The sequence below is a fragment of the Lelliottia jeotgali genome, from assembly GCF_016771845.1.
Lineage (GTDB): Bacteria > Pseudomonadota > Gammaproteobacteria > Enterobacterales > Enterobacteriaceae > Enterobacter > Enterobacter jeotgali.
Genome location: NZ_JAENMQ010000001.1, coordinates 891,213 through 914,873 on the forward strand (window position 1 = coordinate 891,213; position 23,661 = coordinate 914,873).

The 23,661-nt window shown below is 45.0% G+C and carries 21 protein-coding genes; all 21 read right to left on the reverse strand.

What is annotated here, in order from left to right; all coding sequences use genetic code 11:
* Positions 1-34 precede the first annotated feature (34 nt).
* A complete protein-coding gene (gene ugd / locus JBO43_RS04300) occupies positions 35-1,201 on the reverse strand; it encodes a UDP-glucose 6-dehydrogenase (RefSeq protein WP_103946164.1) in 1,167 nt (388 codons plus the stop codon).
* Positions 1,202-1,455: 254 nt separating this feature from the next.
* Entirely contained in the window at positions 1,456-2,862 is a 1,407-nt protein-coding gene (gene gndA, locus JBO43_RS04305; protein WP_095282567.1) for an NADP-dependent phosphogluconate dehydrogenase, read from the reverse strand.
* A 195-nt stretch (positions 2,863-3,057) separates the two neighbouring features.
* Positions 3,058-4,200: a glycosyltransferase family 4 protein gene (locus JBO43_RS04310; protein ID WP_103949781.1), complete on the reverse strand. Its 1,143-nt coding sequence runs from the start codon at positions 4,198-4,200 to the stop codon at positions 3,058-3,060.
* A gap of 237 nt (positions 4,201-4,437) precedes the next feature.
* Complete coding sequence (locus tag JBO43_RS04315; protein WP_202673779.1) at positions 4,438-5,403, reverse strand: EpsG family protein; 966 nt, start codon at positions 5,401-5,403, stop codon at positions 4,438-4,440.
* Between the two features lie 43 nt (positions 5,404-5,446).
* A complete protein-coding gene (locus tag JBO43_RS04320; RefSeq protein ID WP_202673780.1) occupies positions 5,447-6,325 on the reverse strand; it encodes a glycosyltransferase family 2 protein in 879 nt (292 codons plus the stop codon).
* Entirely contained in the window at positions 6,315-7,133 is an 819-nt protein-coding gene (locus JBO43_RS04325) for a hypothetical protein (RefSeq protein WP_202673781.1), read from the reverse strand. The genes JBO43_RS04320 and JBO43_RS04325 overlap by 11 nt, the downstream gene beginning before the upstream one ends.
* Positions 7,130-7,753 carry a haloacid dehalogenase-like hydrolase gene (locus JBO43_RS04330; protein ID WP_202673782.1) on the reverse strand — a complete coding sequence of 208 codons (624 nt, stop codon included), beginning with the start codon at positions 7,751-7,753 and terminating at the stop codon, positions 7,130-7,132. The genes JBO43_RS04325 and JBO43_RS04330 overlap by 4 nt, the downstream gene beginning before the upstream one ends.
* A 49-nt stretch (positions 7,754-7,802) precedes the next feature.
* On the reverse strand, positions 7,803-8,339 hold the full coding sequence (gene rfbC, locus JBO43_RS04335; RefSeq protein WP_103949786.1) for a dTDP-4-dehydrorhamnose 3,5-epimerase: 537 nt from the start codon (positions 8,337-8,339) through the stop codon (positions 7,803-7,805).
* Entirely contained in the window at positions 8,336-9,391 is a 1,056-nt protein-coding gene (locus JBO43_RS04340; protein WP_103949787.1) for a glycosyltransferase family 4 protein, read from the reverse strand. The genes rfbC and JBO43_RS04340 overlap by 4 nt, the downstream gene beginning before the upstream one ends.
* 15 nt (positions 9,392-9,406) lie before the next feature.
* Positions 9,407-10,666 carry an O-antigen translocase gene (locus JBO43_RS04345; RefSeq protein ID WP_202673783.1) on the reverse strand — a complete coding sequence of 420 codons (1,260 nt, stop codon included), beginning with the start codon at positions 10,664-10,666 and terminating at the stop codon, positions 9,407-9,409.
* A gap of 1 nt (position 10,667) precedes the next feature.
* Positions 10,668-11,771, reverse strand: a complete 1,104-nt coding sequence (locus JBO43_RS04350; protein WP_103949789.1) for a DegT/DnrJ/EryC1/StrS family aminotransferase — start codon at positions 11,769-11,771, stop codon at positions 10,668-10,670.
* A gap of 104 nt (positions 11,772-11,875) precedes the next feature.
* Complete coding sequence (locus tag JBO43_RS04355) at positions 11,876-12,283, reverse strand: sugar 3,4-ketoisomerase (protein WP_103949790.1); 408 nt, start codon at positions 12,281-12,283, stop codon at positions 11,876-11,878.
* Positions 12,284-12,326: 43 nt separating this feature from the next.
* Positions 12,327-13,205 (reverse strand): glucose-1-phosphate thymidylyltransferase RfbA, encoded by an 879-nt coding sequence (gene rfbA, locus JBO43_RS04360; RefSeq protein WP_202673955.1) that lies wholly within the window; start codon positions 13,203-13,205, stop codon positions 12,327-12,329.
* Between the two features lie 49 nt (positions 13,206-13,254).
* Positions 13,255-14,154: a dTDP-4-dehydrorhamnose reductase gene (rfbD, locus tag JBO43_RS04365; protein ID WP_174348397.1), complete on the reverse strand. Its 900-nt coding sequence runs from the start codon at positions 14,152-14,154 to the stop codon at positions 13,255-13,257.
* Positions 14,154-15,239 carry a dTDP-glucose 4,6-dehydratase gene (gene rfbB / locus JBO43_RS04370; protein WP_202673784.1) on the reverse strand — a complete coding sequence of 362 codons (1,086 nt, stop codon included), beginning with the start codon at positions 15,237-15,239 and terminating at the stop codon, positions 14,154-14,156. Before rfbB ends, rfbD begins: the two co-directional genes overlap by 1 nt.
* A 385-nt stretch (positions 15,240-15,624) precedes the next feature.
* Positions 15,625-16,521, reverse strand: a complete 897-nt coding sequence (gene galF, locus JBO43_RS04375) for a GalU regulator GalF (RefSeq protein WP_103946179.1) — start codon at positions 16,519-16,521, stop codon at positions 15,625-15,627.
* A 177-nt stretch (positions 16,522-16,698) separates the two neighbouring features.
* Complete coding sequence (gene wcaM / locus JBO43_RS04380) at positions 16,699-18,090, reverse strand: colanic acid biosynthesis protein WcaM (RefSeq protein ID WP_202673785.1); 1,392 nt, start codon at positions 18,088-18,090, stop codon at positions 16,699-16,701.
* A gap of 12 nt (positions 18,091-18,102) precedes the next feature.
* Complete coding sequence (gene wcaL, locus JBO43_RS04385) at positions 18,103-19,323, reverse strand: colanic acid biosynthesis glycosyltransferase WcaL (RefSeq protein WP_202673786.1); 1,221 nt, start codon at positions 19,321-19,323, stop codon at positions 18,103-18,105.
* The gene (gene wcaK, locus JBO43_RS04390; RefSeq protein WP_103949796.1) at positions 19,320-20,600 is read right to left on the reverse strand and encodes a colanic acid biosynthesis pyruvyl transferase WcaK; all 1,281 of its coding nucleotides are present in this window, start codon (positions 20,598-20,600) and stop codon (positions 19,320-19,322) included. Before wcaK ends, wcaL begins: the two co-directional genes overlap by 4 nt.
* 136 nt (positions 20,601-20,736) lie before the next feature.
* Positions 20,737-22,215, reverse strand: a complete 1,479-nt coding sequence (gene wzxC, locus JBO43_RS04395; RefSeq protein WP_103946182.1) for a colanic acid undecaprenyl disphosphate flippase WzxC — start codon at positions 22,213-22,215, stop codon at positions 20,737-20,739.
* Position 22,216: 1 nt separating this feature from the next.
* Positions 22,217-23,611: an undecaprenyl-phosphate glucose phosphotransferase gene (wcaJ, locus tag JBO43_RS04400; RefSeq protein ID WP_103946183.1), complete on the reverse strand. Its 1,395-nt coding sequence runs from the start codon at positions 23,609-23,611 to the stop codon at positions 22,217-22,219.
* Positions 23,612-23,661 lie beyond the last annotated feature (50 nt).

A 23,661-nucleotide genomic window follows, 5' to 3' on the forward strand; every position in this document is an offset into this window, starting at 1 on the left:
CCACCAACATTATTTTATCAAAAAATTATATGACTTAATCACTACCAAACAGATCGCGGGTGTAAACTTTGTCCGCCACATCCGCCAGCTCTTCCGCCATGCGATTCGAAATAATCACATCCGCTTCTTTCTTAAACGCATCCAGGTCGCGAACCACTCGCGAATGGAAGAACTCGTCCTCATTCATCGCCGGTTCATAAATAACAACCTGAACACCCTTCGCTTTAATGCGCTTCATAATCCCCTGGATCGATGAAGCACGGAAGTTATCCGACCCACTCTTCATGATGAGACGATACACGCCGACGACTTTTGGCTGACGAGCCAAAATCGAGTCAGAGATAAAGTCTTTGCGCGTACGGTTCGCTTCAACAATCGCTGAAATCAGGTTGTTTGGCACCGCCTGATAGTTAGCCAGCAGCTGTTTGGTATCTTTAGGCAAGCAATAGCCACCATAACCGAAGGACGGATTGTTATAGTGATTGCCAATACGCGGATCCAGACAAACACCTTCGATGATCTGTTTGGTGTTCAATCCCAGGCTTTCCGCATAGCTGTCCAGCTCGTTGAAGAAGGCGACACGCATCGCCAGATAGGTATTGGCGAAGAGCTTGATTGCCTCAGCTTCAGTCGTATCAGTGAACAGCACATCGATATCTTTCTTGATCGCCCCCTCCTGCAACAGCGCAGCAAAGCGCTCCGCACGTTCGGAACGCTCACCAATAACAATACGCGATGGATACAAGTTGTCGTAAAGCGCCTTACCTTCGCGGAGGAATTCTGGGGAGAAGATCACGTTATCAATACCCAGTTTCTCTTTAATGGACTGGGTAAACCCGACCGGAATGGTTGATTTGATGATCATCACCGCACTTGGGTTGAGAGCAACAACATCTTTGATGACGGCCTCGACGCTGGAGGTGTTGAAGTAGTTCGTTTTTGGATCGTAATCCGTTGGGGTGGCGATAATCACATAATCTGCACCACGATAAGCGTCTTCTTTGTCGGTCGTTGCACGGAAGTTGAGCGACTTGTTAGCCAAGTATTCTTCGATCTCTTTATCAGCTATCGGAGAGATCTTCTGGTTCAACATGTCCACTTTGGCCTGCACGATATCCAGCGCGACCACTTCATGGTTCTGCGCAATCAGAATACCGTTTGAGAGACCGACATAGCCCGTTCCGGAGATTGTAATTTTCATTCGTTCTACTTCTTCAAGTATGAGTGTCAGGAGGCCCTAGCAGCGCCACCGCAGTAAACAACTGTGGAGGTTTTTACCTCTTATGTTTATGCACTGTCAAGGCAAAGTCCTTGTTGCGTGAGCGGGATAAAACCGTCATTTATTCTTCGCCAGGCAGGTGGTGTTGTGCAAAGCAAGAGGACACGGGGAGGAGAGCAATAAAAAAAACCCGGTAACAATGACCGGGCCTTGCTATGGAACTGAGTTAAATCAGATTAATCCAGCCATTCGGTGTGGAACACACCTTCTTTATCGGTACGCTTGTAAGTGTGCGCGCCAAAGTAGTCACGCTGCGCCTGAATCAGGTTCGCAGGCAATACTTCTGCACGGTAGCTGTCGTAGTACGCCACTGCTGCAGAGAAGGTTGGTACCGGAATACCATTCTGGACAGCATAAGCGACAACATCGCGCAGCGCCTGCTGGTATTCGTCAGCGATTTTCTTGAAGTAAGGTGCCAGCAGAAGGTTAGCGATACCTGCATTTTCAGCGTATGCATCGGTGATTTTCTGCAGGAACTGTGCACGGATGATGCAGCCAGCACGGAAGATTTTCGCGATCTCACCGTAATTCAGATCCCAGTTGTTTTCATCAGACGCAGCGCGCAGCTGAGAGAAGCCCTGTGCGTAAGAGACGATTTTACCCAGGTACAGTGCGCGGCGAACTTTCTCGATAAACTCGGCTTTGTCACCGGCAGGTTTCGCCTGCGGGCCAGACAGCACTTTAGAGGCCGCAACACGCTGCTCTTTCAGAGAGGAGATGTAGCGCGCGAACACGGATTCCGTGATCAGAGACAGCGGCTCACCGAGATCCAGGGAGCTCTGGCTGGTCCATTTACCGGTACCTTTATTTGCCGCCTCATCCAGAATCACATCAACCAGGTATTTACCCTCTTCGTCTTTCTTGGTGAAGATGTCTTTGGTGATGTCGATCAGGTAGCTGTTCAGCTCGCCAGTGTTCCACTCGGTAAAGGTCTGCGCCAGCTCTTCGTTGGACAGGTTCAGACCACCTTTCAGTAAAGAATACGCTTCAGCAATCAGCTGCATGTCGCCGTATTCGATACCGTTGTGAACCATTTTCACGTAATGACCTGCACCATCCGCACCGATATAGGTGACGCACGGTTCGCCATCTTCAGCAACTGCCGCGATCTTAGTCAGGATCGGCGCAACCAGCTCATACGCTTCTTTCTGACCGCCTGGCATAATTGACGGGCCTTTCAGGGCGCCCTCTTCACCACCGGAAACACCGGTACCGATGAAGTTGAAGCCTTCAGCAGACAATTCGCGGTTACGGCGGATAGTGTCATGATAGAAGGTATTGCCACCATCAATGATGATGTCACCTTTATCAAGATACGGCTTCAGGGAATCGATAGCAGCATCAGTGCCAGCGCCTGCTTTCACCATTAACAGGATACGACGTGGCGTTTCCAGAGATTCAACAAACTCCTGAACCGTATAGAAAGGAACCAGCTTCTTGCCCGGGTTCTCGGCAATCACTTCTTCGGTTTTTTCACGGGAACGGTTGAAAACGGAGACGGTATAACCACGGCTTTCGATGTTGAGCGCCAGATTGCGCCCCATCACTGCCATACCGACAACGCCGATCTGTTGTTTGGACATTATATACTCCTGTCAGGTGTGGTCACCGCGACTCATGCGCGGCTTGAATATATTGGAATGTTAACTCAGCTTATGATGCAGAAGATAGTGAAAATTGAGTTTTCACTACAGTAGTAAAAGTTTATACCTGAAATTAAAAGGTTATATTAAACAGAAAGTTAAAAACTTCTATTTTTTACAAAAAGTAAGATAATATTAACTCAAACTATCATACAAGTTTAGGTGTTTATTCACTACAGAGGAAACATCAAATTCCTGTTCTGCAAATTGTCTACCTGCTAGTCCCATTCTATGCCTAAGATCCGGCTGTTCAACTAAGAATATCACCGCCTCTGCTAGAGCTTCAGAATTCTTGATCGGTATACATATCCCAGTTTGGCCATCGATAACCGCATCACGGCAACCTGGATTAATGGTAGTGATGATGGCTCGCCCGCATGCAGCCGCTTCGATGAGTACTTTTGGGACACCTTCGCCGTAATAAGAAGGGAGGCAGACTATATTTGAATCCGAAAAAAGATCAGCAATGTCAGTTCTATGGCCTAAATATTTTATCACTCCCTCGGCAATCCACATATCTATTTCTTTACTTAACACCGAGTTGGGATTGTCGACATCGGGAGTACCAATTAAAATAAACTCAACATTAGAATGGTTGCTTTTGACAATTCTTGCTGCTTCAATAAATTGATAAACACCTTTATCTTTCAAAAGTCGACATGCCATTGCGACTTTGACTATAGGACTTATTGGTTCAGGTCGGTAATTATATATATTAAGATCGGCACCGGAGCCTTTAATTAAAACTTTATCATTATTTCTCAAACCAACAATGTTGGTTAGTATTTTTTCATCCGAAGTATTCTGGAAAATAACAATTCTACTGTTACCTGAAAGTGCAATTTTGTACAAAATCGAAACTGCCAATTTTATTAATCGTGCACGTAGAGTTTTAGAGGTAAATACATAGCCTAAACCAGAGATGGCTGAAACCATAGCGATTTTTTTAAGTACAGTTCTACGCATCAAGCCAGAATAAATGACAGGTTTTATGGTCACTGCATGAATGATTGTTGGCTTAAATAGCTTAATTGCCTTTCTAACCTTTAGTAGAGTCCTTAACTCTGAAACTATGCCAATCCCGCTTCTACTAAATGGAATTTCGTAGGTTAAGAACCCCATTGATTCAAGCTGTTTTTGATGGGCTGTAAAATGGCAAGCAATCACCACCCGATACCCCTTCTCAAGCGCTTTAAGAGCTATTGGCAAACGGTGAGAAATAAAAAACCAATCAACATTAACAAAATACAACAATATTCGATGACTATCGTTATTCATTAAATAATACTCTTCATCTCAAAATTACATATAAAATTAACATTTATACTAAGTCAGTCTATTTAACATTCATTGCGCAATAAATTTGTATTCATTGTTTGGTTATCATGCTTGATTCTTTTACTTTCTTTGTCTAATGAACATCATCATTATTCTTTAGCTCAAATAATACACTTCATTACATTTCAATATTGACTGGAGTTTATCTTGCATTTCCAAAATTTTTAACCAATGCAGTTATTGCATTCCAAATATTGGTTCAAGATAAACGTTTCTAATTGCAAAATATAAGCTAACTAGTGCAAGGAAAAACAAGGCTGTATACTTTCTTTTCTTTGAAGAGATACCTGGAACCCAAAAATAAAAGCACACCCAACCTAACTCAAATATCCTACTAGCTACTGTTGGAATCAAGGATGCAGGAATAGATACAGCGTAAGCAGCTAAAGAGATTATGAAGCATCTTTTTTGGAATACACTCAATTCATTGAATGAGAAGACTCCTATCAATAATGGGAAAGCTAACCCTATAAATCTTACAGAAGCGAAGTTAAAACTCTCATTATCTGCACGACTAGCGTATAAACTGATTATACTTATATTTGAAACCAAGATACCCTGTATAACATACAAAGTAATGGCTGCAATAATTGCATAAATAAATATCATAGGGATTTTTAGTTTATTCATGAGGAACCATGAATTCGGTATTATAAATCCCATTACAAAAAATGCCATTGAATAATGGAACATTATGGAACATAAAAAAATAGCAAATGAAATATAGAGCCGGTTTATAGACTTATAGTAAAAACTAAGTAATACAAAACTTATTGCGATTGCAACTCGTATCTGTGTCATTTCGTGCAGCAATCCCATTCCCAAAAGATAAAAAATGGTAATAATTAATGCATTATTCCCTTTAATAAACAGAAATTCCTTGATAGCCAACGATACAAATGCCAGCGCAACAAGCATTACGTGAATATCAGCATTGAATACATTTTTGAATAATAAATTCAATAACACGAAGCCATATTCAAATCGTGTATCAGAAAATGAGAAATCATTTGATATACTATCATAAAATGTTGAGTAAGATAAGAAATCACTATCCTGACCTAACAATCTAAGACCAAAGAAAAAAGAAATGGCCGTAATAAAAACAAATAACAAATAAAGTTTAAAATATTTTATAGCCAATTTCTTCTCTCATAAATTAAATTTGTCATATATATAATGAGTATTAACGATATGGACCCGTAACACCCTTAAGTCCATCAACAATCCCTTTGAGCATAAATTTAAGTCTAATAAAGCCATTGTCACTAAATGTGTATATTATGAACTTACAAGGCATTACGAACATTTTTTTTATTTTGTATTTTAACGGGAACGCAATTTCTCTATTTGACAATAGCCAGTTTCTATATACGTAATATAATCTGAAAGGACTGCATTTTGCAAAACTGACCTTTCCCATCACGTTGACATCTGTTTGCCCGAGATGATGTTGCAAGTCAACATTTATTGTGGAAAGTACATTCCATCCAAGATGGCGAGCTCTGTAGCACCATTCAATATCGACTAAATCGATAAACCATTCAGATTTATTTAACCCGATATATTTTAGCGCATTTAATGGTATCAATGCGCCAGAAGAAATGATGCTTTCAACTTGATAAACTCCATTAATAATTTCCTTTCCTAGATTTATTTCTCGATCATATTTTTTGTTATTACGTTCGTTTATAATCAGAGGACCTAATGCAGCAATTTTTTTAATGCTTTTATTTGCTTCCTGATATTCATTGTACATTTTCGATATATAATCATCCTCAATTGATGAATCTTGGTCAAACGTAAAGAATATATCACACCCAAGTTCAATTGCTTTAAAAAATCCGTGATTCTGAGCATATGCAATGCCCATATTTTCATTTAAATTATCATAAAAAACATTATCAGAGAACGTATTAATGTCTATAGATCTTTGGACGCTTGTAGGAGTATTATCAACAAGAATAACAAAATCACACTGTTTCTTTAGTGTAGTAACCAATGCCGAAATTTGTTTTAATATAGGATTGAAAAGTATAACTATGGCTGCTTTTTTATTTTTCATCTTTATCCCAATTATATGATTGATGTTTGGTTCTTAAAATTCTTGTAGATTTCGAAACATATAAAGTGGCAGCGCGATATATAAGAAAATAAGTACTGAGTGCAACAAAATTGAGTATGATGCTATTAGCGGATAAAAAGTATACAATGACCAAAATGAATGTTAATGCTATATACCATTTAACACGGAAAACATCCGGATTCCGAACAATTTTCTTAATCGCCGGGAACGAATATTTATCCTTACATGCATGTTCAACAGTTCTCAATAGAGGAAAAACAAAAATCATGAAAGGAATCATGGATTGATAATAGATACTATCTGTTGCTGCAACAGCGGGAATGAGATAACGAGCTGTTACAATTATAAAATAGGTAACCACATTGCAACGAGAACGGAGAGTATTGTGAAAATAAAAACCTGCTATTAAGATTGCGATCAAGACCGATAAAAGGATTTGCTGATGACTGTCACTTCTATTAAAAAGAAAAATAAACAATACTATTGTAATAATTATTCTAACGGTAATAATAGAAAACAGTCTTTTCTTAAGCCAATCTCTATTTTCGTCTGCGCGAATAGTAGGATTTTTCTCTTTTGCAACTGTTCTAAAATCATTATCGAAATAACCAATTTCATACAATGACATTGTCATAACGAAAGCAATAAAAAAACATAATATACTGCCGTTAAATAAACAAACCGTGAGCAAAAGAAAAAGCGGGAAAATTATCAGCCAACTAACTCTTTCATGCTTGGTTTTAATTCGTGAAATAAAAAGATAATATAAAGGGAAGTAAAATTTCATAGAAAAATAACCTTACCTAAATCTACATTATTCTTAGACAATAATATTAACCAGCCATCCTTATTGTTTTTATTTGTTATTATATACGAAAGAGTGCTGTTTTTTATAAGGTCAATATCACTCATATTATCAGTAGCCACTAATTCCAAATTACTTTCCGTTATTTGATTAGATTTAATGCCTTTGAGATCAACATCCAGTTTTCCTGTACACATTCCTTCATCATTATATTCAAGCACTGAGGAGTATGCTTTTACATTGAGATGATTTGATATTGCTATTATTACTGGATCTATAGAAGCAGACATCAAGACGGAATTTAACGGGTCATTAAGCAATAATTGCATTGTTTCCTGTTTTCGTTTATTTCCCAGATATCTGTCTACAAAAATTTGTGAGAAATAAAACAACTCATGCTTGCTCTCTCCTTTTAAAGAGTAAATCATATTTCGTCTAATCGAGAGGAATTTCATTCTATTTAAAATTTTAAATGGAAGAGATAATAAAATCCGTGTCCAAAAAAACTTTAGTCTATTACGATGATATTTATGATATTCAATAATAAAATCAAAAGTGGTATTAGAGGCATACAGGGTACCACAAACGTCAAATACACGCATAGAGCAGCCTTTTAAGTTGACGACCGTTCATTAACAAATTTTGTATAGACTACTTTTTATCGAAGACTGGTTGTAATTTATCTTTATCTGACAAAACAATATTTTCTACTTCTGGCCAATCTATATCAACATGGGAATCATTCCACGCGAAACCACGCTCGAATAATGGATTATAATAGTTTGTAGTTTTATACATAAATTCGGCAGTCTCCGTTAATACAAGAAAACCGTGGGCAAATCCTTCTGGGATCCAGAATTGCAGATTATTCTCTTCCGATAAAATGAGTCCTACCCATTCTCCATAGTTTTTAGACTGTGGTCGTATGTCGACTGCAACATCGAAAACCGCTCCGCTAGTACAGCGGACTAACTTACCTTGCGCTGCTGGTTCTAGCTGATAGTGCATCCCACGCAATACACCTTTTGAAGACTTTGAATGGTTATCCTGTACAAATAAAACCTCTTTTCCTACCGATTCATTAAAACTGGCTTGGTTAAAACTCTCCATAAAGAAGCCCCTCTCATCACGAAAGACTTTTGGTTCAATTATTAACAAGTCTGGTATTTTTGTGGCTGTAATTTTCATTTATTCCCATCGCTTTTTTTCTTTATTTCGACTAAAACTTTATCAAATTTATCGCCAACAATATCCCATGAGTAGATCTTATCGATAATATTGTTACCCTCGATTTCATGCTGGATTTGCGCAGGTACTAAATTATAAAAAACATCAAGCTTTTCACGAATAAGTTCTTTGCTGAATTGTTTTATCTTGAGAACACTGTCAGTGTTAACCAACGGTGCATAATTGGATATAACCAGACAACCACACGCCATTGCTTCTGCACAAGGGTAATGAAATGCCCCATCCTCAACGAGCCCAGTAGCAATCATTAGATCATTGCTGCGGTAGAAATCAGCCAACGCCGAATCATTATTGATAGGGATGTGATTATATCTTACTCCTGCTTGCTCAAGCCGATGGGCATCTCTCTCGTCAAGATAAACTCCAATATTCAATATGCAATCTTTTCCAGGAATCCAATCAATAAGTACATCAATTAACTCTGATGTTCCTTTATGTTTTTCTTTACGTCCAATTATACCAATAGAATGTCTTGAATTCATTTTATTGCGCGATGAAAAAACTTGAGTATCAACGCCCGCAGGTATGACGTCAATATAATCATTTATTTTTTCAGGTAAAATATTCTCATTGTTTACGATTTTATTAAGCGGCAAACTATAAGTAAGATATGCAATCAACTTTCTAAGTCGACTTTGGCTTAATAATGTCTCGTACGCCTGAATATAATATACTTTAATTATTTTTTTGGGTAGGAAATACGCAATATATGCAGTCAGATTGTAATTAGCCAAGACAAGGTCAGGTTTTAATTCTGCACATTTTTTAAAGATCTTATAATATGTAATTAAATAATTGACAACTTTATTATACTTCGTTTCTTTAAAACTCCGGTAAATCGTGGCAGACGTTGGATAGTAAGGTTCGCTACCATTATCTGGCGCAACGAAGTAAACATCGTGACCTCTAATGATCAATTCCGTTGCTATTCGTGATAATACTCTCTCACCACCTGCACGACTAAATCCAACCACTGGTATTGCAATTTTCATCCGAATATTTTACCGCTATTTAATCTTTGGGTTGATAAAGTTTGTGAAAATGAAAGTAAAACAAAAATATATACTGTAATTTATCATATATGCAATATTAGCGCCTTGAATGCCCCATATATTAAGGAATACATGAACTAGGAATATAAATGATAATGAAAACAATATCTCTGAGGTTATGAATGTCTTTATTCTTCCCTGAGCTAACATTGGGTAGGCGTATACGAAGCTTGCAATTTTAACGACGTCACCTATCAACTGATATAAAAATAGATTTCTTGCCTCATAAAAATCTTTTGTAAAGAGCAGGGAAATACTCAAATCTCTAAATATATAGATACCAAATGCTATAACTGCCGTAAATGGAACTATCACCAGGCTCAAATTGTTAACTTCTTTTCTAATTTCCATACTTTCATTTATAGCTGACAATCTTGGCATAAAATATGTGCTAAGTGCAATGGTCATTATTGCAAGATACGCTTCAGATATTTTCCAGACCGCTTGCCACTGGCCAGCATTTTCCCATCCTGTTTCGGCTATCATTAACTTACGTGCAATTAATAGTGCAATAGGTAGAGACAACGCAGACACAAATGACATAAACGAATAATTTAATATTCCTTTAGTATAAGCCTTAGTTACTACACCACTGAAAGATGAGAGCGAAAACCACTCTTTCCTTCTACAGTAGATAACAAGGACGATACCGGCAATTGCTGTATTCAATGAAACAGAAATTAATGCACCTTTCAATGAATATGCAACCGTCATTAATATCAAAATCGTTGTTGATATTACAACTGAGACCATCCCAGAGATAATGTATTGGCGATAGTTTTGCTGGCCATTGAGTATTGATGCAAGTAAAGTGTTAGCAATTGAAAGTGGAAGTGCGGAACAAGCCAGTATAATTAGCCAAGAATACTCAGTGGACGAAAAAAAATACAAAGATATATAATTAGAAAGAATTATCGACACACAAGCAATAACGATATAAAGAATGAGAGACAATTTTATTGATGCACGCCACCATGGCGTGCATTGAAAATAACCTTTCTCATGATTCTCTGCAGTATATCGAACAACACCATTCCCTACAGGAGCAGTTACAACCCCGCTCATAATACTGATAATACTTTGGAGTTGGCCAATCATGGCAATCCCGGATGGCCCAGTATATATAGCAATGACTTTGCCAATGACAAAACCAGAAAGCATTTTCAAAAGGGTAAATAAACCGGAGAAAATAGTTACTGTAAGGAATTTTTTCATATTAGAATTTATTAAGCACCGCGATAACAAACTCTACCTGCTCTAAAGTCATAACAGGACTTATCGGCAACGAAAGTACATCCTCATGAATTTGTTCAGTAATAGGTAAACTCAGGTGATTATATTGTTTATAGGCTTCTTGTTTATGAGGAGGAATCGGATAATGTATTAACGTTTGAATCCCATTTTCCGCCAAATAACTTTGCAAAGCATCACGCTCAGTGCATCTAATGACAAATAGATGCCATACGTGATTTTCTGCAGAAACTATCTTTGGCAGGGTGATTTTGTCATTTATAATTCCCTTAAGATATTTTTCCGCAACGCTTCTTCTTATCTCAGTGTCGTCATCCAAATGACGCAATTTCACACTCAGAAGTGCTGCCTGTAACTCGTCAAGTCGGCTATTAACACCACATGTAATGTTATGATATTTTTTATGTGAGCCGTAGTTTCTCAATGAGCGAAGAGTGCTATCTAGTTCTGAATCATTTGTCGTTATGGCACCTGCATCCCCGAGTGCCCCCAGATTTTTACCTGGATAGAAACTGAATCCAGAAGCATCACCCCAAGCTCCAGACATAATACCGTCAATTTTGGCACCGTGTGATTGAGCGGAATCTTCAAGTACAAGCAAGTTATGTTTAACAGCAATTTTTCTAATTGCCGGCATGTCACAAATTTGTCCATAAAGATGAACCGGCAGAATCGCTTTTGTTTTCTTAGTTATTGCCTGCTCGATTTTATCAGGGTCTAAATTAAATGAAGCCGCATTCGGTTCAACAAAAACAGGAATTAGCCCATTTTCAGTGACAGCAAGTACAGAGGCAATGTAAGTGTTTGCAGGTACTATAATCTCATCACCCTCAGTCAATTTCCCCATTTCTTTCCAGGCGCGGATGACCAAAATGAGGGCATCAAGGCCGTTTGCCACACCGACACAATGCTTAACCCCACAGTATTTGGCGTACATTTCTTCAAAATGCGTCAATTCCTGTCCCATGATATACCAACCAGAATTAAGGACACGATTGAAGGCATCTTTTAATTCCTGCTCATATTTCAGGTTTATATTCTTGAGATCTAAAAAATCAACTTTTTCCATTTTTCTAATTCACTCGATAATTGTAGCAACATACCCAAAAGCAAATGTTTTCGGGAGTGGAATGTGCTTTATTGCTTTGTTCATTTGTTGCTTTGTTAACAGGCCTACCAATAATTTCGCTCTACATAATCAATAAAATCATGGTAGTTTCGAATATAATCAGATTCGTTATATATATCGTCAGCCAAAACCATCAAAATACAATCATCACTAAAATCATACATTTCATGCCAAATTCCCGGCTCAATCATGAGTCCTTGAGCTGGGTTATTTAAAATAATATCTTTTTTCTCTTCCCCATCATCAAAAAGGAATGAACATGAACCTTTTATCGCTATAGCTAGTTGCCGTGTTTTTTTGTGAGCATGGAATCCACGCCTAATCCCCTGCAAAGTATCAAACATGTAATAAACACGCTTGATAAGGAATGGTATATTACGTTCCTCTTCTAAAGCGACGAGTAATCCACGTTCGTCTCCGTGTTGTTGCAGTGGAATTAATTCTATTTTCATGAATATCTCTGATTTCTTTAACTAAACTGCTTAAGAGGGTGAATTAATAACCTTTAATCATTTTCAGCAGATACTGACCATAGGCATTTTTCTTCAATGGCTCTGCCAGTTTTTTTACCTGTTCTGCATCGATAAACCCTTTACGATAAGCAATCTCTTCCGGGCAAGAGACTTTAAGCCCCTGACGTTCTTCAATGGTCGCGATGAAGTTACTGGCTTCAATTAAGCTCTGATGTGTACCTGTATCCAACCACGCATAGCCGCGTCCCATCATGGCAACAGATAAACGCCCCTGCTCCAGGTAGATACGGTTAATGTCAGTAATTTCCAACTCGCCACGCTCAGATGGTTTTAGGTTTTTCGCCATTTCTACAACATCGTTGTCATAGAAATAAAGCCCAGTCACGGCATAATTGCTCTTCGGTTCCAGCGGTTTTTCTTCCAGACTAATTGCGGTACCGCTCTTATCAAACTCAACCACGCCATAACGCTCAGGATCGTTCACGTGATAGGCGAAAACTGTAGCTCCGTTATCTTTGCTCAGGGCCGCTTCAAGCTGTTTTGGCAGATCGTGACCGTAGAATATATTGTCGCCCAGAACCAGTGCGCAGCTATCGCCGCCGATAAATTCTTCACCGATAATAAAGGCCTGTGCCAAACCATCCGGGCTTGGCTGTACTTTATATTGCAGGTTAAGACCCCACTGGCTACCGTCGCCGAGTAACTGTTCGAAACGTGGGGTGTCCTGCGGAGTACTGATAATCAGGATGTCTTTAATTCCAGCCAACATCAGTGTGGACAACGGGTAATAAATCATTGGCTTATCATAGATAGGCAGCAGTTGTTTGCTTACGGCCATCGTTACCGGATACAGACGAGTACCAGAACCACCAGCCAGAATAATACCTTTACGCGTAGTCATCATTTTTCTCTATAAACGCAAAATGCCCATATCAGGGCATTTAAAATTATTAAATAGATTGAGCAGTAAATAGCTCAGCGAGCATCCGTTTCACGCCAATATCCCAGGACGGCAACACCAGATCAAAGTTACGCTGGAACTTTTCTGTATTCAGTCGCGAGTTTTGAGGGCGTTTTGCTGGCGTCGGGTAGGCCGACGTAGGAACCGCGTTCAGCTGTTCGATTGCCAACTCTATACCCGCCTCACGCGCCTGAGCAAACACTAACGCAGCATACTCATACCAGGTTGTAGTGTTAGACGCTACCAGATGATATAGCCCTGCTACCTCAGGCCTTACCAGTGCAGTACGAATAGCATGAGCGGTACAGTCCGCCAGAAGTTCAGCTCCTGTTGGCGCCCCCACTTGGTCGTTAATTACCGATAATTCAGTCCGCTCTTTTGCCAGACGCAGCATTGTTTTCGCAAAATTATTGCCTTTACCGGCGTACACCCAACTGGTACGGAAAATCAGATGCTTAGCACAATGAGCCTGCAACGCTTTTTCACCATCAAGTTTTGTCTGACCGTATACGTTTAGCGGTGCGGTCGCATCAGTTTCCTGCCACGGAGTTTCACCGTCGCCAGGGAACACATAATCCGTTGAGTAGTGAATCACCCAGGCACCAATTTCTGCCGCGGCTTTTGCGATCGCTTCAACGCTAGTTGCATTCAGTAGCTGCGCAAATTCTTGTTCTGATTCAGCTTTGTCTACCGCAGTATGAGCTGCAGCATTCACAATGACATCTGGCTTAATCCGACGTACCGTTTGAGCGATACCTTCTGGGTTGCTAAAATCACCGCAGAAATCTTTGGAATGAACATCCAGTGCAATAACGTTGCCCAGCGGGGCCAGAGCGCGTTGCAGCTCCCAGCCCACCTGCCCTGTTTTGCCGAAAAGCAGAATATTCATTACTGACGTTCCCCGTAATTCTGCTCGATCCAGGTTTTGTAGGCGCCGCTTTTCACGTTGTTCACCCAATCCTGGTTGCTGAGATACCACTCCACGGTTTTACGGATTCCGCTCTCAAAGGTTTCCTGTGGTTTCCAGCCCAGCTCAGCCGCTATTTTATGGGCATCAATGGCATAGCGGCGATCGTGGCCTGGACGGTCAGCAACATAGGTAATCTGATCGCGATATGACCCTTCTTTCGGCACGATTTCGTCCAGTAAATCGCAGATGGTATGAACGACATCAAGGTTTTGCTTCTCGTTATGACCACCGATATTGTACGTTTCGCCAGGCTTGCCTTCCGTGACCACGGTATACAGCGCACGAGCATGATCTCCAACATACAGCCAGTCACGAATCTGGTCGCCTTTACCATAAATAGGTAACGCTTTACCGTCCAGGGCATTCAGGATCACGAGCGGGATCAGTTTTTCAGGAAAATGGTAAGGACCGTAGTTGTTAGAACAGTTAGTCACAATGGTCGGGAAACCATAGGTGCGCAGCCATGCGCGAACCAGGTGATCGCTCGAAGCCTTAGAAGCAGAATACGGGCTGCTCGGCGCATAAGCTGTTGTTTCAGTAAACAGTGGCAGTTCGGTTGACGCCGGTTGCTCGTCAGGATGTGGCAGATCGCCATACACTTCGTCAGTCGAAATGTGGTGGAAGCGGAATGCGGCCTTAGCATCTTCATTGAGCGCAGACCAGTAAGCACGCGCGGCTTCCAGCAGGACATACGTCCCAACGATATTCGTTTCGATAAACGCCGCCGGGCCAGTGATAGAACGATCCACATGGCTTTCCGCCGCAAGATGCATCACCGCATCAGGCTTATGAGCCGCAAAAATGCGCTCCATTGACGCTTTGTCGCAGATGTCTGCCTGCTCAAACGCATAACGCTCGTTATCACTCACTTCAGCAAGCGATTCCAGGTTACCGGCATAGGTCAATTTGTCGACATTGACCACTTCATCCTGGGTATTTTTAATAATATGCCGTACTACAGCTGAACCGATAAAACCGGCACCGCCTGTAACAAGAATTTTCACGTTAGCTATTCCGTAGATTGAATATATCGAGATAGGGATGTTCTGAATTCAAGATAATATGAATTTATACAAAAAAAGACACGCTACCGCCCCTGGCTTTACAGCTACCAGTGCACTGAGCGATTGCTTAAAATGAGTGTTCTGCAGTCAGTTTCCGGACGTAAAAAAACCAGTGGATAACCACAGAAGAACGTTAATTGTCGTCCTTATCGTCCCCAGAAACAAGTAGAAATCCTTATCAAGTAGTCCAAAAAAACAACAGGTAACTCTTTGTAATTCTGGAACTTTAAAAACAAAAAACGGCAACTATCATTCTTGAGCATTTACCTTCGCTCAGGATGATCGGTTGCCGCTACTTTACTGCAAACTTAGCAGGACTAAATAATCACTCGTTCGTCAGCATCTTCTCAATGCTCTTACGGAACTTCGCGCCCTCTTTCAGGTTGCGCAGCCCGTAGTTCACGAATGCCTGCATATAACCCATTTTCTTACCGCAGTCGTAGCTGTCACCGGTCATCAGCATCGCATCAACAGACTGTTTTTTAGCCAGTTCTGCAATAGCATCAGTCAGCTGAATACGTTCCCACGCGCCCGGTTCTGTTTTTTCCAGTTCGGCCCAGATATCAGCGTTCAGCACGTAGCGGCCCACTGCCATTAGATCGGAAGCCAGGGTCTGTGGCTGATCGGGTTTTTCGATGAACTCAACGATACGGCTCACCTGCCCTTCTGAATCCAGCGGCTCTTTGGTTTTAATCACAGAGTACTCGGACAGATCGCCTTTCATGCGTTTGGCCAGCACCTGGCTGCGCCCCGTTTCATTGAAACGCGCGACCATAGCGGCAAGGTTGTAACGCAGCGGATCGGCAGACGCATTGTCCAGAATGATATCTGGCAGCACCACGATAAACGGATTATCGCCGACAATCGGACGCGCACACAGAATGGAATGTCCCAAGCCCAGCGGCTGTGCCTGGCGAACGTTCATGATGGTCACTCCAGGCGGGCAGATGGACTGCACTTCGGCCAGGAGCTGACGCTTAACACGCTGCTCAAGCAGCGCTTCGAGTTCGTAAGAGGTGTCGAAGTGGTTCTCTACCGCATTCTTGGAAGAGTGGGTCACCAGAACGATTTCTTTGATCCCTGCAGCAACAATCTCGTCAACGATGTACTGAATCATCGGCTTGTCGACGATCGGTAGCATTTCTTTAGGAATCGCCTTCGTGGCTGGCAGCATATGCATGCCCAGACCCGCTACCGGAATGACTGCTTTCAAATTAATCATTATTTCTTCCACCTTAAAATGGTTGCCGAATTATAGCTGTTAAACCTGTTTTCGCCAGCATGTTTTGCGGTAATTCTGGACCCGATGGTACGCTTTCGACCCACAAATTACAGTAGTTGTTGTCCGAATACGTCACAGTTTTGATCCAGATTAATCGCAAAATGGCCGACGTAAATTCTATCTGTGGGGCAATTTGAAGTTTAGCCGCTCCACATTCACCACCTGCTGATCCACCCGGTCGATATCCACTGAGCTCTGCCCGTTTTCATTAACTGCGTGGATATTTGCCAGCGACAGCAGGGTCTCGTCCTTCGCCATGAATTTACCGCGCACGTCTTTACGCAGGTCAAAATTCATTTTCAGCGCTGGCCCCACAGCGGCCTCTTGCATCACCTTGATGTTACGCAAAAACAGGTGTTGCGGTTTGTTGTGCAGCTCTAGCGTAGCGCGCTGCATTTCGACATTAGTGATGGCGACAAACGAGGTCGAATTGCCGGACGAAATCTGGATACCGCGCAGTTTATACGCCAGCTGTCGGTTATCCAGGCGGATATCGTTCAGTTTAAAGTTTTGCGGGATCGACAAATAATTGCCTTTAATCACCCCGTAGCCAATGAGCATTCCGGCGCTGTTGACCATATCAACATTGTCGATGACAAAATTATCGCAGCCGTAAATCGCCACCGTGGCGTTATCAATCCCCGCTTTCTTACTGAAATCAGGAGTGATGTTTTTGGCTTTGATGTTACGGATAATAAAGTGTTTGCCGTTCTCAACATGAACCAGCTGGCGGCAGTTACTGCCGGTGATGTTCGCCACCACAAAGTTCTTCACCGCCTGTTTTTCAGGATAGTCGTTATCGTAGGTACTTCCGGCGAGGCCGATGCCGATACCCCAGTTGATCTTGCCGTTAGTGCAGTTGATGTTGTCGATCACGTGGTCAGAAATCAGAATATTGCGATCGTTAATCGCCACATTCCACTCAATCGCATCGCCCTGCAGATGGCTGAAACGGCTGTTGGTGATCCTCGCGCCGTCGACCTGATTATGGAATCCCTGGCGCAGAATGGCGTAGTTAGCCTGTGACACGCTGATATTGTCGATGAGCAGATTACGCATCACACGATCGTTTTTTCCACCAATATAAATCTGCGTGACCGGTCCGAAGCCACTCATCGCCAGACCCTGGATAACACAATCGGAGCCGCGCACGTCGAGGGTGATATTTTCGGTGCGTCCCTTCCCTTCGCCGATCACTTTACAGCCTTCCTGCAACACGAAACGCCCGCGCCCGTTGCCGGTCAGCGCTCCACGGATCAGCAACGTTTTACCATCAGGAATAAAAATCCCGGTATTGATGTTCTCGCAGGTCAACCCTGCCGGGACCACCACCGTATCGCCGTCGATGAAGGCCTGCTTGAAAGCGGCGATCCAGTCATTGCGATTATACTGGCTGATATCGACCGTGCCACGGCCAGCCGCCCGCGCGAGCCGCGAGGTGAGCAACGGTGTTGCCGCCAGCAATGAGCAGGAAGTCACAAAGTTGCGTCGGGTTATCTTCTTAAGCATAAGACCTCGGCTTTACAGCGTTTGCAGCAGGCTCGCAAGTTGGCGATTGATGACCTGCTGATTAAATTCAGTTTCGACTTTCTGCCGGGCGTTGTGCAGCACAGGTTCCAGCTCTTGCTGTCCAATATCGCCAAACGCCGCCAGTCGATCGGCGAGCGCCGCCGCGTTATTTTCAGGTACCAACCAGCCGGAATGGCCCGGCTCGATCAGTTCCGGAATGCCGCTGTGCACGGTCGAGACCACCGGAATACCGACCGCCATCGCCTCCATCAGCGCCACGGGGATACCTTCCATATCGCCATCGGTGCCGGTCACGGAGGGCAGCAGAAACACATCGGCATCGTCGAGTATCGCTTTCACTTCATGGCTGGGTTTAAAGCCCGGCATCTCAACATATCCCTCGAGCTGATATTGCTCGATCAACGTGCGCAGACGGCGCTCCCACGGGCCGATGCCGAGGATGCGATAGTGGAAATCAAACCCGCGCGCCTTGAGCTGACGGCAGGCTTCAATCGCCACGTGCAGCCCTTTTTTCTCAGTGAGACGTGCCACGGAGATAATTTGCAGCGGTTTTCCCGGCACTTTCACCGGGCGCTGGGTAAAGCGATCCATGTTCACCCCCATCCGCGACACGGTAATTTTATCAGGCGGACAGCCCATGTTTTTCAGTCGCCCGGCCCACAGGTCACTGATGGGCAGCATCATGTCGCCGCGACGAAACAGCTGTTGATATTCGCCCGTGTAGTGGTTCAGCACTTCATGGCTGGAGATGTCGATCCCGTGGAAAATGGTCGCGATTTTGCCATCAATCACACCCAGTTCGCGCAGTTTTGCCGCCGTTACACCGGCCGGGCCGAAGTGGGCGATAAACACATCGGCGCGAAACGGCTGCGACGTTTGCCCGCGAATTGAGGAGAGGATCAGGTTGCGCGACTCCGCGCCGTAGCGCGACACGTTCAGCGCCCGCCACGTGGATGGGCGATGCAGGCCACGCAGCGTTTGCGTGGCGCGGTAGCGCAGTTTTGACAGTCGCCCCTGGGGTTCATCCTGCAACCAGCGGGTTTTCGCCGCAAGATCATACTGCGTCCAGGCGGCATGGGTATTCTGCGTATCGCCCTTTTGCAGTGCGACAATCTCCACGTCGTATCCCATATCGATAAACGCGGTGATCTGGTTCAACACAAACGTTTCAGACGAGAGCGGGAATTTCAGTAAGAAGAAACCAACCTTCATTTGCCCTCCCCGATGCGATCGAGGACGGATTTCACCATGCTGATGCCATTTTCCCGCTCGGCTTTCACCGCACGCGCCAGGCGTTCATTGATGGCTGGGAGCTGACCCAGCGTATCGCCGACCATTGCGCCAAGGGAACCGTCGAGCAGATGGCGAATATCCACCGCCATTTCTGGCATCCCGAGCTGCTGCATAATGCCCGCTGATTTGTGCTCGTAGTTGATGGCGATGGCAGGCGTGCCAAAGTTCATCGAGATAATCGCGGAGTGCAGGCGCGTCCCCACCGTCAGGTCGCAGGCAGAAAGCAGCTTGCCCATTTCCAGATCGTTGAGTTCATCCATCACCACGTGGTAGCGCGACGGATCGTTCACCAGATGACGTAAATTCAGCGCCACCATGCGGTCATCTTTGTTGTAACTGTCAATTCCGGTACAGGTCGAGAGCGCCAGCACCTGATAGCCACTGTCGAGCACGCGATTCACCACCTCGGCGAACGCCTGTTCGTAGGCCGCCTGGGTCGTTCCCAGACGTTTATCGAACGGAGCCAGTTCGCGCAGGGTAATGGCGACCGTTTTTTGCTGTGCCGCGACGTTCAGCCAGTGCTGCACCGCGTAGCTGGCAACAAAATTCTGCTCCTGATGATCCACCAGCCAGGCCGTATCCACGCCGTGTTCCACTTTCGACGTATCAATCTCGCTGCGTTTCATCAGGTCGAGGCTCACGGATTCACGCAGAATCAACGCGTCACAGTGACCAAAAACATAGTTCGCCAGTTGGTTAAACTGCGGGTCCTGGAATGGTCCAACGCTGTGACCAATCATAAACAGCGGCTTTTTCGCCATGAAAGTACAGAGCGCATGTTCAAACTGCGGTACGCCGTACAGATCGACGAAGAACGAGCCGCCGACCTGAATAATGGCGTCATAACCCGACAGCAGGCGCACAAAATCAGTAAAGCCTTGCGCAATGGCGATATTGCGCAGCTTGCCGGTGTCAGTCACACGCGACAGCAGCACCTGATGCTGATAGCGTCGGCGCAGCACCTTCTTCACACGCCCCACTACGCCCGCCGCGTTATTGTGCTGTTTCATCTGGCTGTAAAGCGGATCACCCATCACCGGACGATTCAGTAACCACGACGAGCTCACCGGGTAGCGGCTCATCACATCCACTTCTGTCTCAGGCTCAAGGGTGTTAATTGCATCCAGTAAACCGCGCAGAATGGCGCTATCGCCACGGTTGCCGCAGGTATGGTTGCCAAGAATCAATAATTTCATAATGACCTCTAAAAGGGGTTCTTCACATAACAGGTGCGGCCTGATGCCCTCACCCCGGCCCTCTCCCACGGGAGAGGGTGAAATATGCACAGACTATCCCCTCTCCCTGAGGGAGAGGGTTAGGGTGAGGGGGAAATCACCCCGCCCTCAGTAACGTCTTCATCTTCTCGCTGCGACAAAACTGGCGCTTCATTTCGACCACTAGCGCGTTGCGGGACAGCACAATCATCACCACAAACGCCAGCGCACCGGCGGCAATTTGTACCGCCAGCAGCGCACCCAGCGGCAGATGTCCGTTAAGCACAAACCCTAATCCGTAGCTCACCGCAAGTGTCGGAAGCGACAGGTAAAACGGCAGCCACAGGCTCAGGATGTACTGGCGATAACTGGAGCCGAGCACCGGTTTGATCATCACGAAATAGCTCAGAACCGTATTGATGATCTGCACCAGCAGGAAGCCCAGCGTCACGCCAATCGCACCCGCCATATGGCCGCCTACCACGATCGCCGGAATAAACAGAAAGGTTTTAAAAACGTTGAATTTGAAGCTGATATCAACGCGTGCTTTGGCCATCAGCAGCGAACCAATCGGATTGCCGACGGAACGCAGCAGCCCCACCACGCACAGCAGCTGCAGAATCGGGATAATCCCGCTCCACTTCTCGCCAAACACCAGCGGGACAAAATTGTTTGAAACCACCATCAGCCCAAGCAGCGCCGGGAAGTTGATAATCCCCACCACTGACAGCAGCTTGTAGAAGTTCACGCGCAGCTTTTCGGTGTCGTCCTGAATTTTGGCAAACGCCGGGAACAGCACGCGGGTGATGATGGGGTTAAGTTTCATCGGCGGCACCACCGCCACGTTGTAAGCGAGGTTATAGCCGCCCGCGACGCTGGCGCCGAGAATACGCGCCAGAAACAGCGTAGAGAGGTTGGTATTAACATAATTGATGATGCTATCGGCGGTCAGCCATGCGCCAAAACGCAAATTGGATGACACCGATGCCAGCGAGAAATGAAAGCCCGGACGGTAAATTTTGCGGCCAAAGAAGCCAAACAGCAGCGTACGCACCGCGGTGTTGACCAGATACCCAAGGATCGCCGTCATCGCCAGCGGCCAAAAATGGGCGCTGACCACGGTGAAGGTAAACCCGGCCAGCACCGATGAGGTCTCGATCATGCCGATTTTGTTGAACTCCAGCTCCTTTTGCATCAGCGCGCGGAACTGCTGACCGTGTGGAATCACCACAAATGCAAATGACAGCGTGCGAATGAGCGGCGCGAGGTCCGGGTTATTCAGCACATCGCCAATAACACCGCTCAGCAAAAACACTCCCACACACACCGCAATGCCCAGCCCGACGTTAAGCCAGTAAAGAGTGGTCAGCTCAAGATGGCTGATCTCCTTACGCTGAATAATCGAGTTGGCAATACCGAAATCCGACAACGTATCGGCCAGGGCGATAATCACTAACGATACCGTCAGCAAACCAAACTGATGATTATCAATAATGCGTGCCAACACGGTCATCTGCACCAGCCCGAGGCCGATGATGATGATCGTGGCCATCGCTGACCACTTAGCACCGCTGATGGTTTTTTCACGTAAGCTCATGTTAGTACGCCGCTTTGTTGACAAAACCTTTGAAAATCGTCAGAAACACGATTTTGATATCGAACCAGACACTCCACTCGCGGATGTACTCCAGATCGAACTCAACGCGTTTTTCCATTTTTTCCAGCGTGTCGGTTTCACCGCGCCAGCCGTTGATTTGCGCCCATCCGGTGATGCCGGGCTTCACTTTGTGACGTAGCATGTAGCCCTCGATTAGCGCGCGGTACTGCTCGTTATGCGCGACGGCATGGGGGCGCGGCCCGACGATCGACATTCCGCCGGTCAGTACGTTGATAAATTGCGGCAGTTCGTCCAGCGACGTGCGGCGCAGGAAGTTCCCGACGCGGGTTACGCGCGGATCGTTCTGCGTGGCCTGGGTCACGACGCTGGCATTTTCCATCACTTTCATTGAGCGAAACTTCCAGACCATGATCGGCTTGCCGTCCATTCCGTAGCGGGTCTGGCGGAAAATAATCGGGCCAGGTGAAGTGAGTTTGACCGCCAGCGCAATCCCGCACAGTACCGGCGAAATCAGCAGCAGGATCAGAGAGGAAAGGACAATATCTTCCGCGCGTTTCAGCAGGCGATTGATCCCGGACAGCGGCGTGTCATACAGCGGCACAACCGGTACGCCATTTACCTCTTCGATACGCGAATGCAGGATATTGAAGGTAAACACATCGGGGATCAGGATAACCGAGCAGGTCGTATCGGCCAGCTCGCGCATCAGGTATTTAATGCACGACTCTTCGCTCATTTTGAGGGCGAGATAGACGTTGTGAATTTTTCCCGCGCGGGCATCTTCAATCAACTGTTCGTAGTTGCCCGCCCAGTCAGCCGTTACGCCGCCCGGTTTGGCGTCGTGATAAACCCCCACCACGTCAAAGCCCAGCCACGGCTCTTTGCGGAAACTGTCCAGCAACGCCTGGCCCACGGGTAAATCCCCGGCCACCGCCACATAACGCTTGTTGTAGCCGCGATTGCGCAGCCACCCGGCGAAGAAGCGGATCAGGGAGCGGCAGACCACCATTCCGACGCTGGTTAACGCATACCAGCACAGATAGGTTTTGAGGCTGTTATCGAAGTCGCTGCTGAACGCCACCAGCCCGGCGCTGAAGATCAGGCTGAGCGTCCAGTTTTGCAGGAGTAGCATCAGTTCGGTGGTGATTTTGACGCCACGGTAAGAGCGGTAGAAATCGGTCATCCCACCGATCATCTGAAAGACCACCAGCGCCAAAAGCGCCATCAGCAAATGCATATATAAAAACGACAGCCCGCTGACCTGACACACCACCCACAGCCCACCGAACATGATGGTGATGTCAGAAAAACGCTGCACCATTGAAATTAACGATGCATTCGTTTTGGCTCGCTCGCGCTTTTTTAGATTTGTCATCGTTGTTCCTTTAAGTTCCCCACTACATCCCTCACCCTAACCCTCTCCTC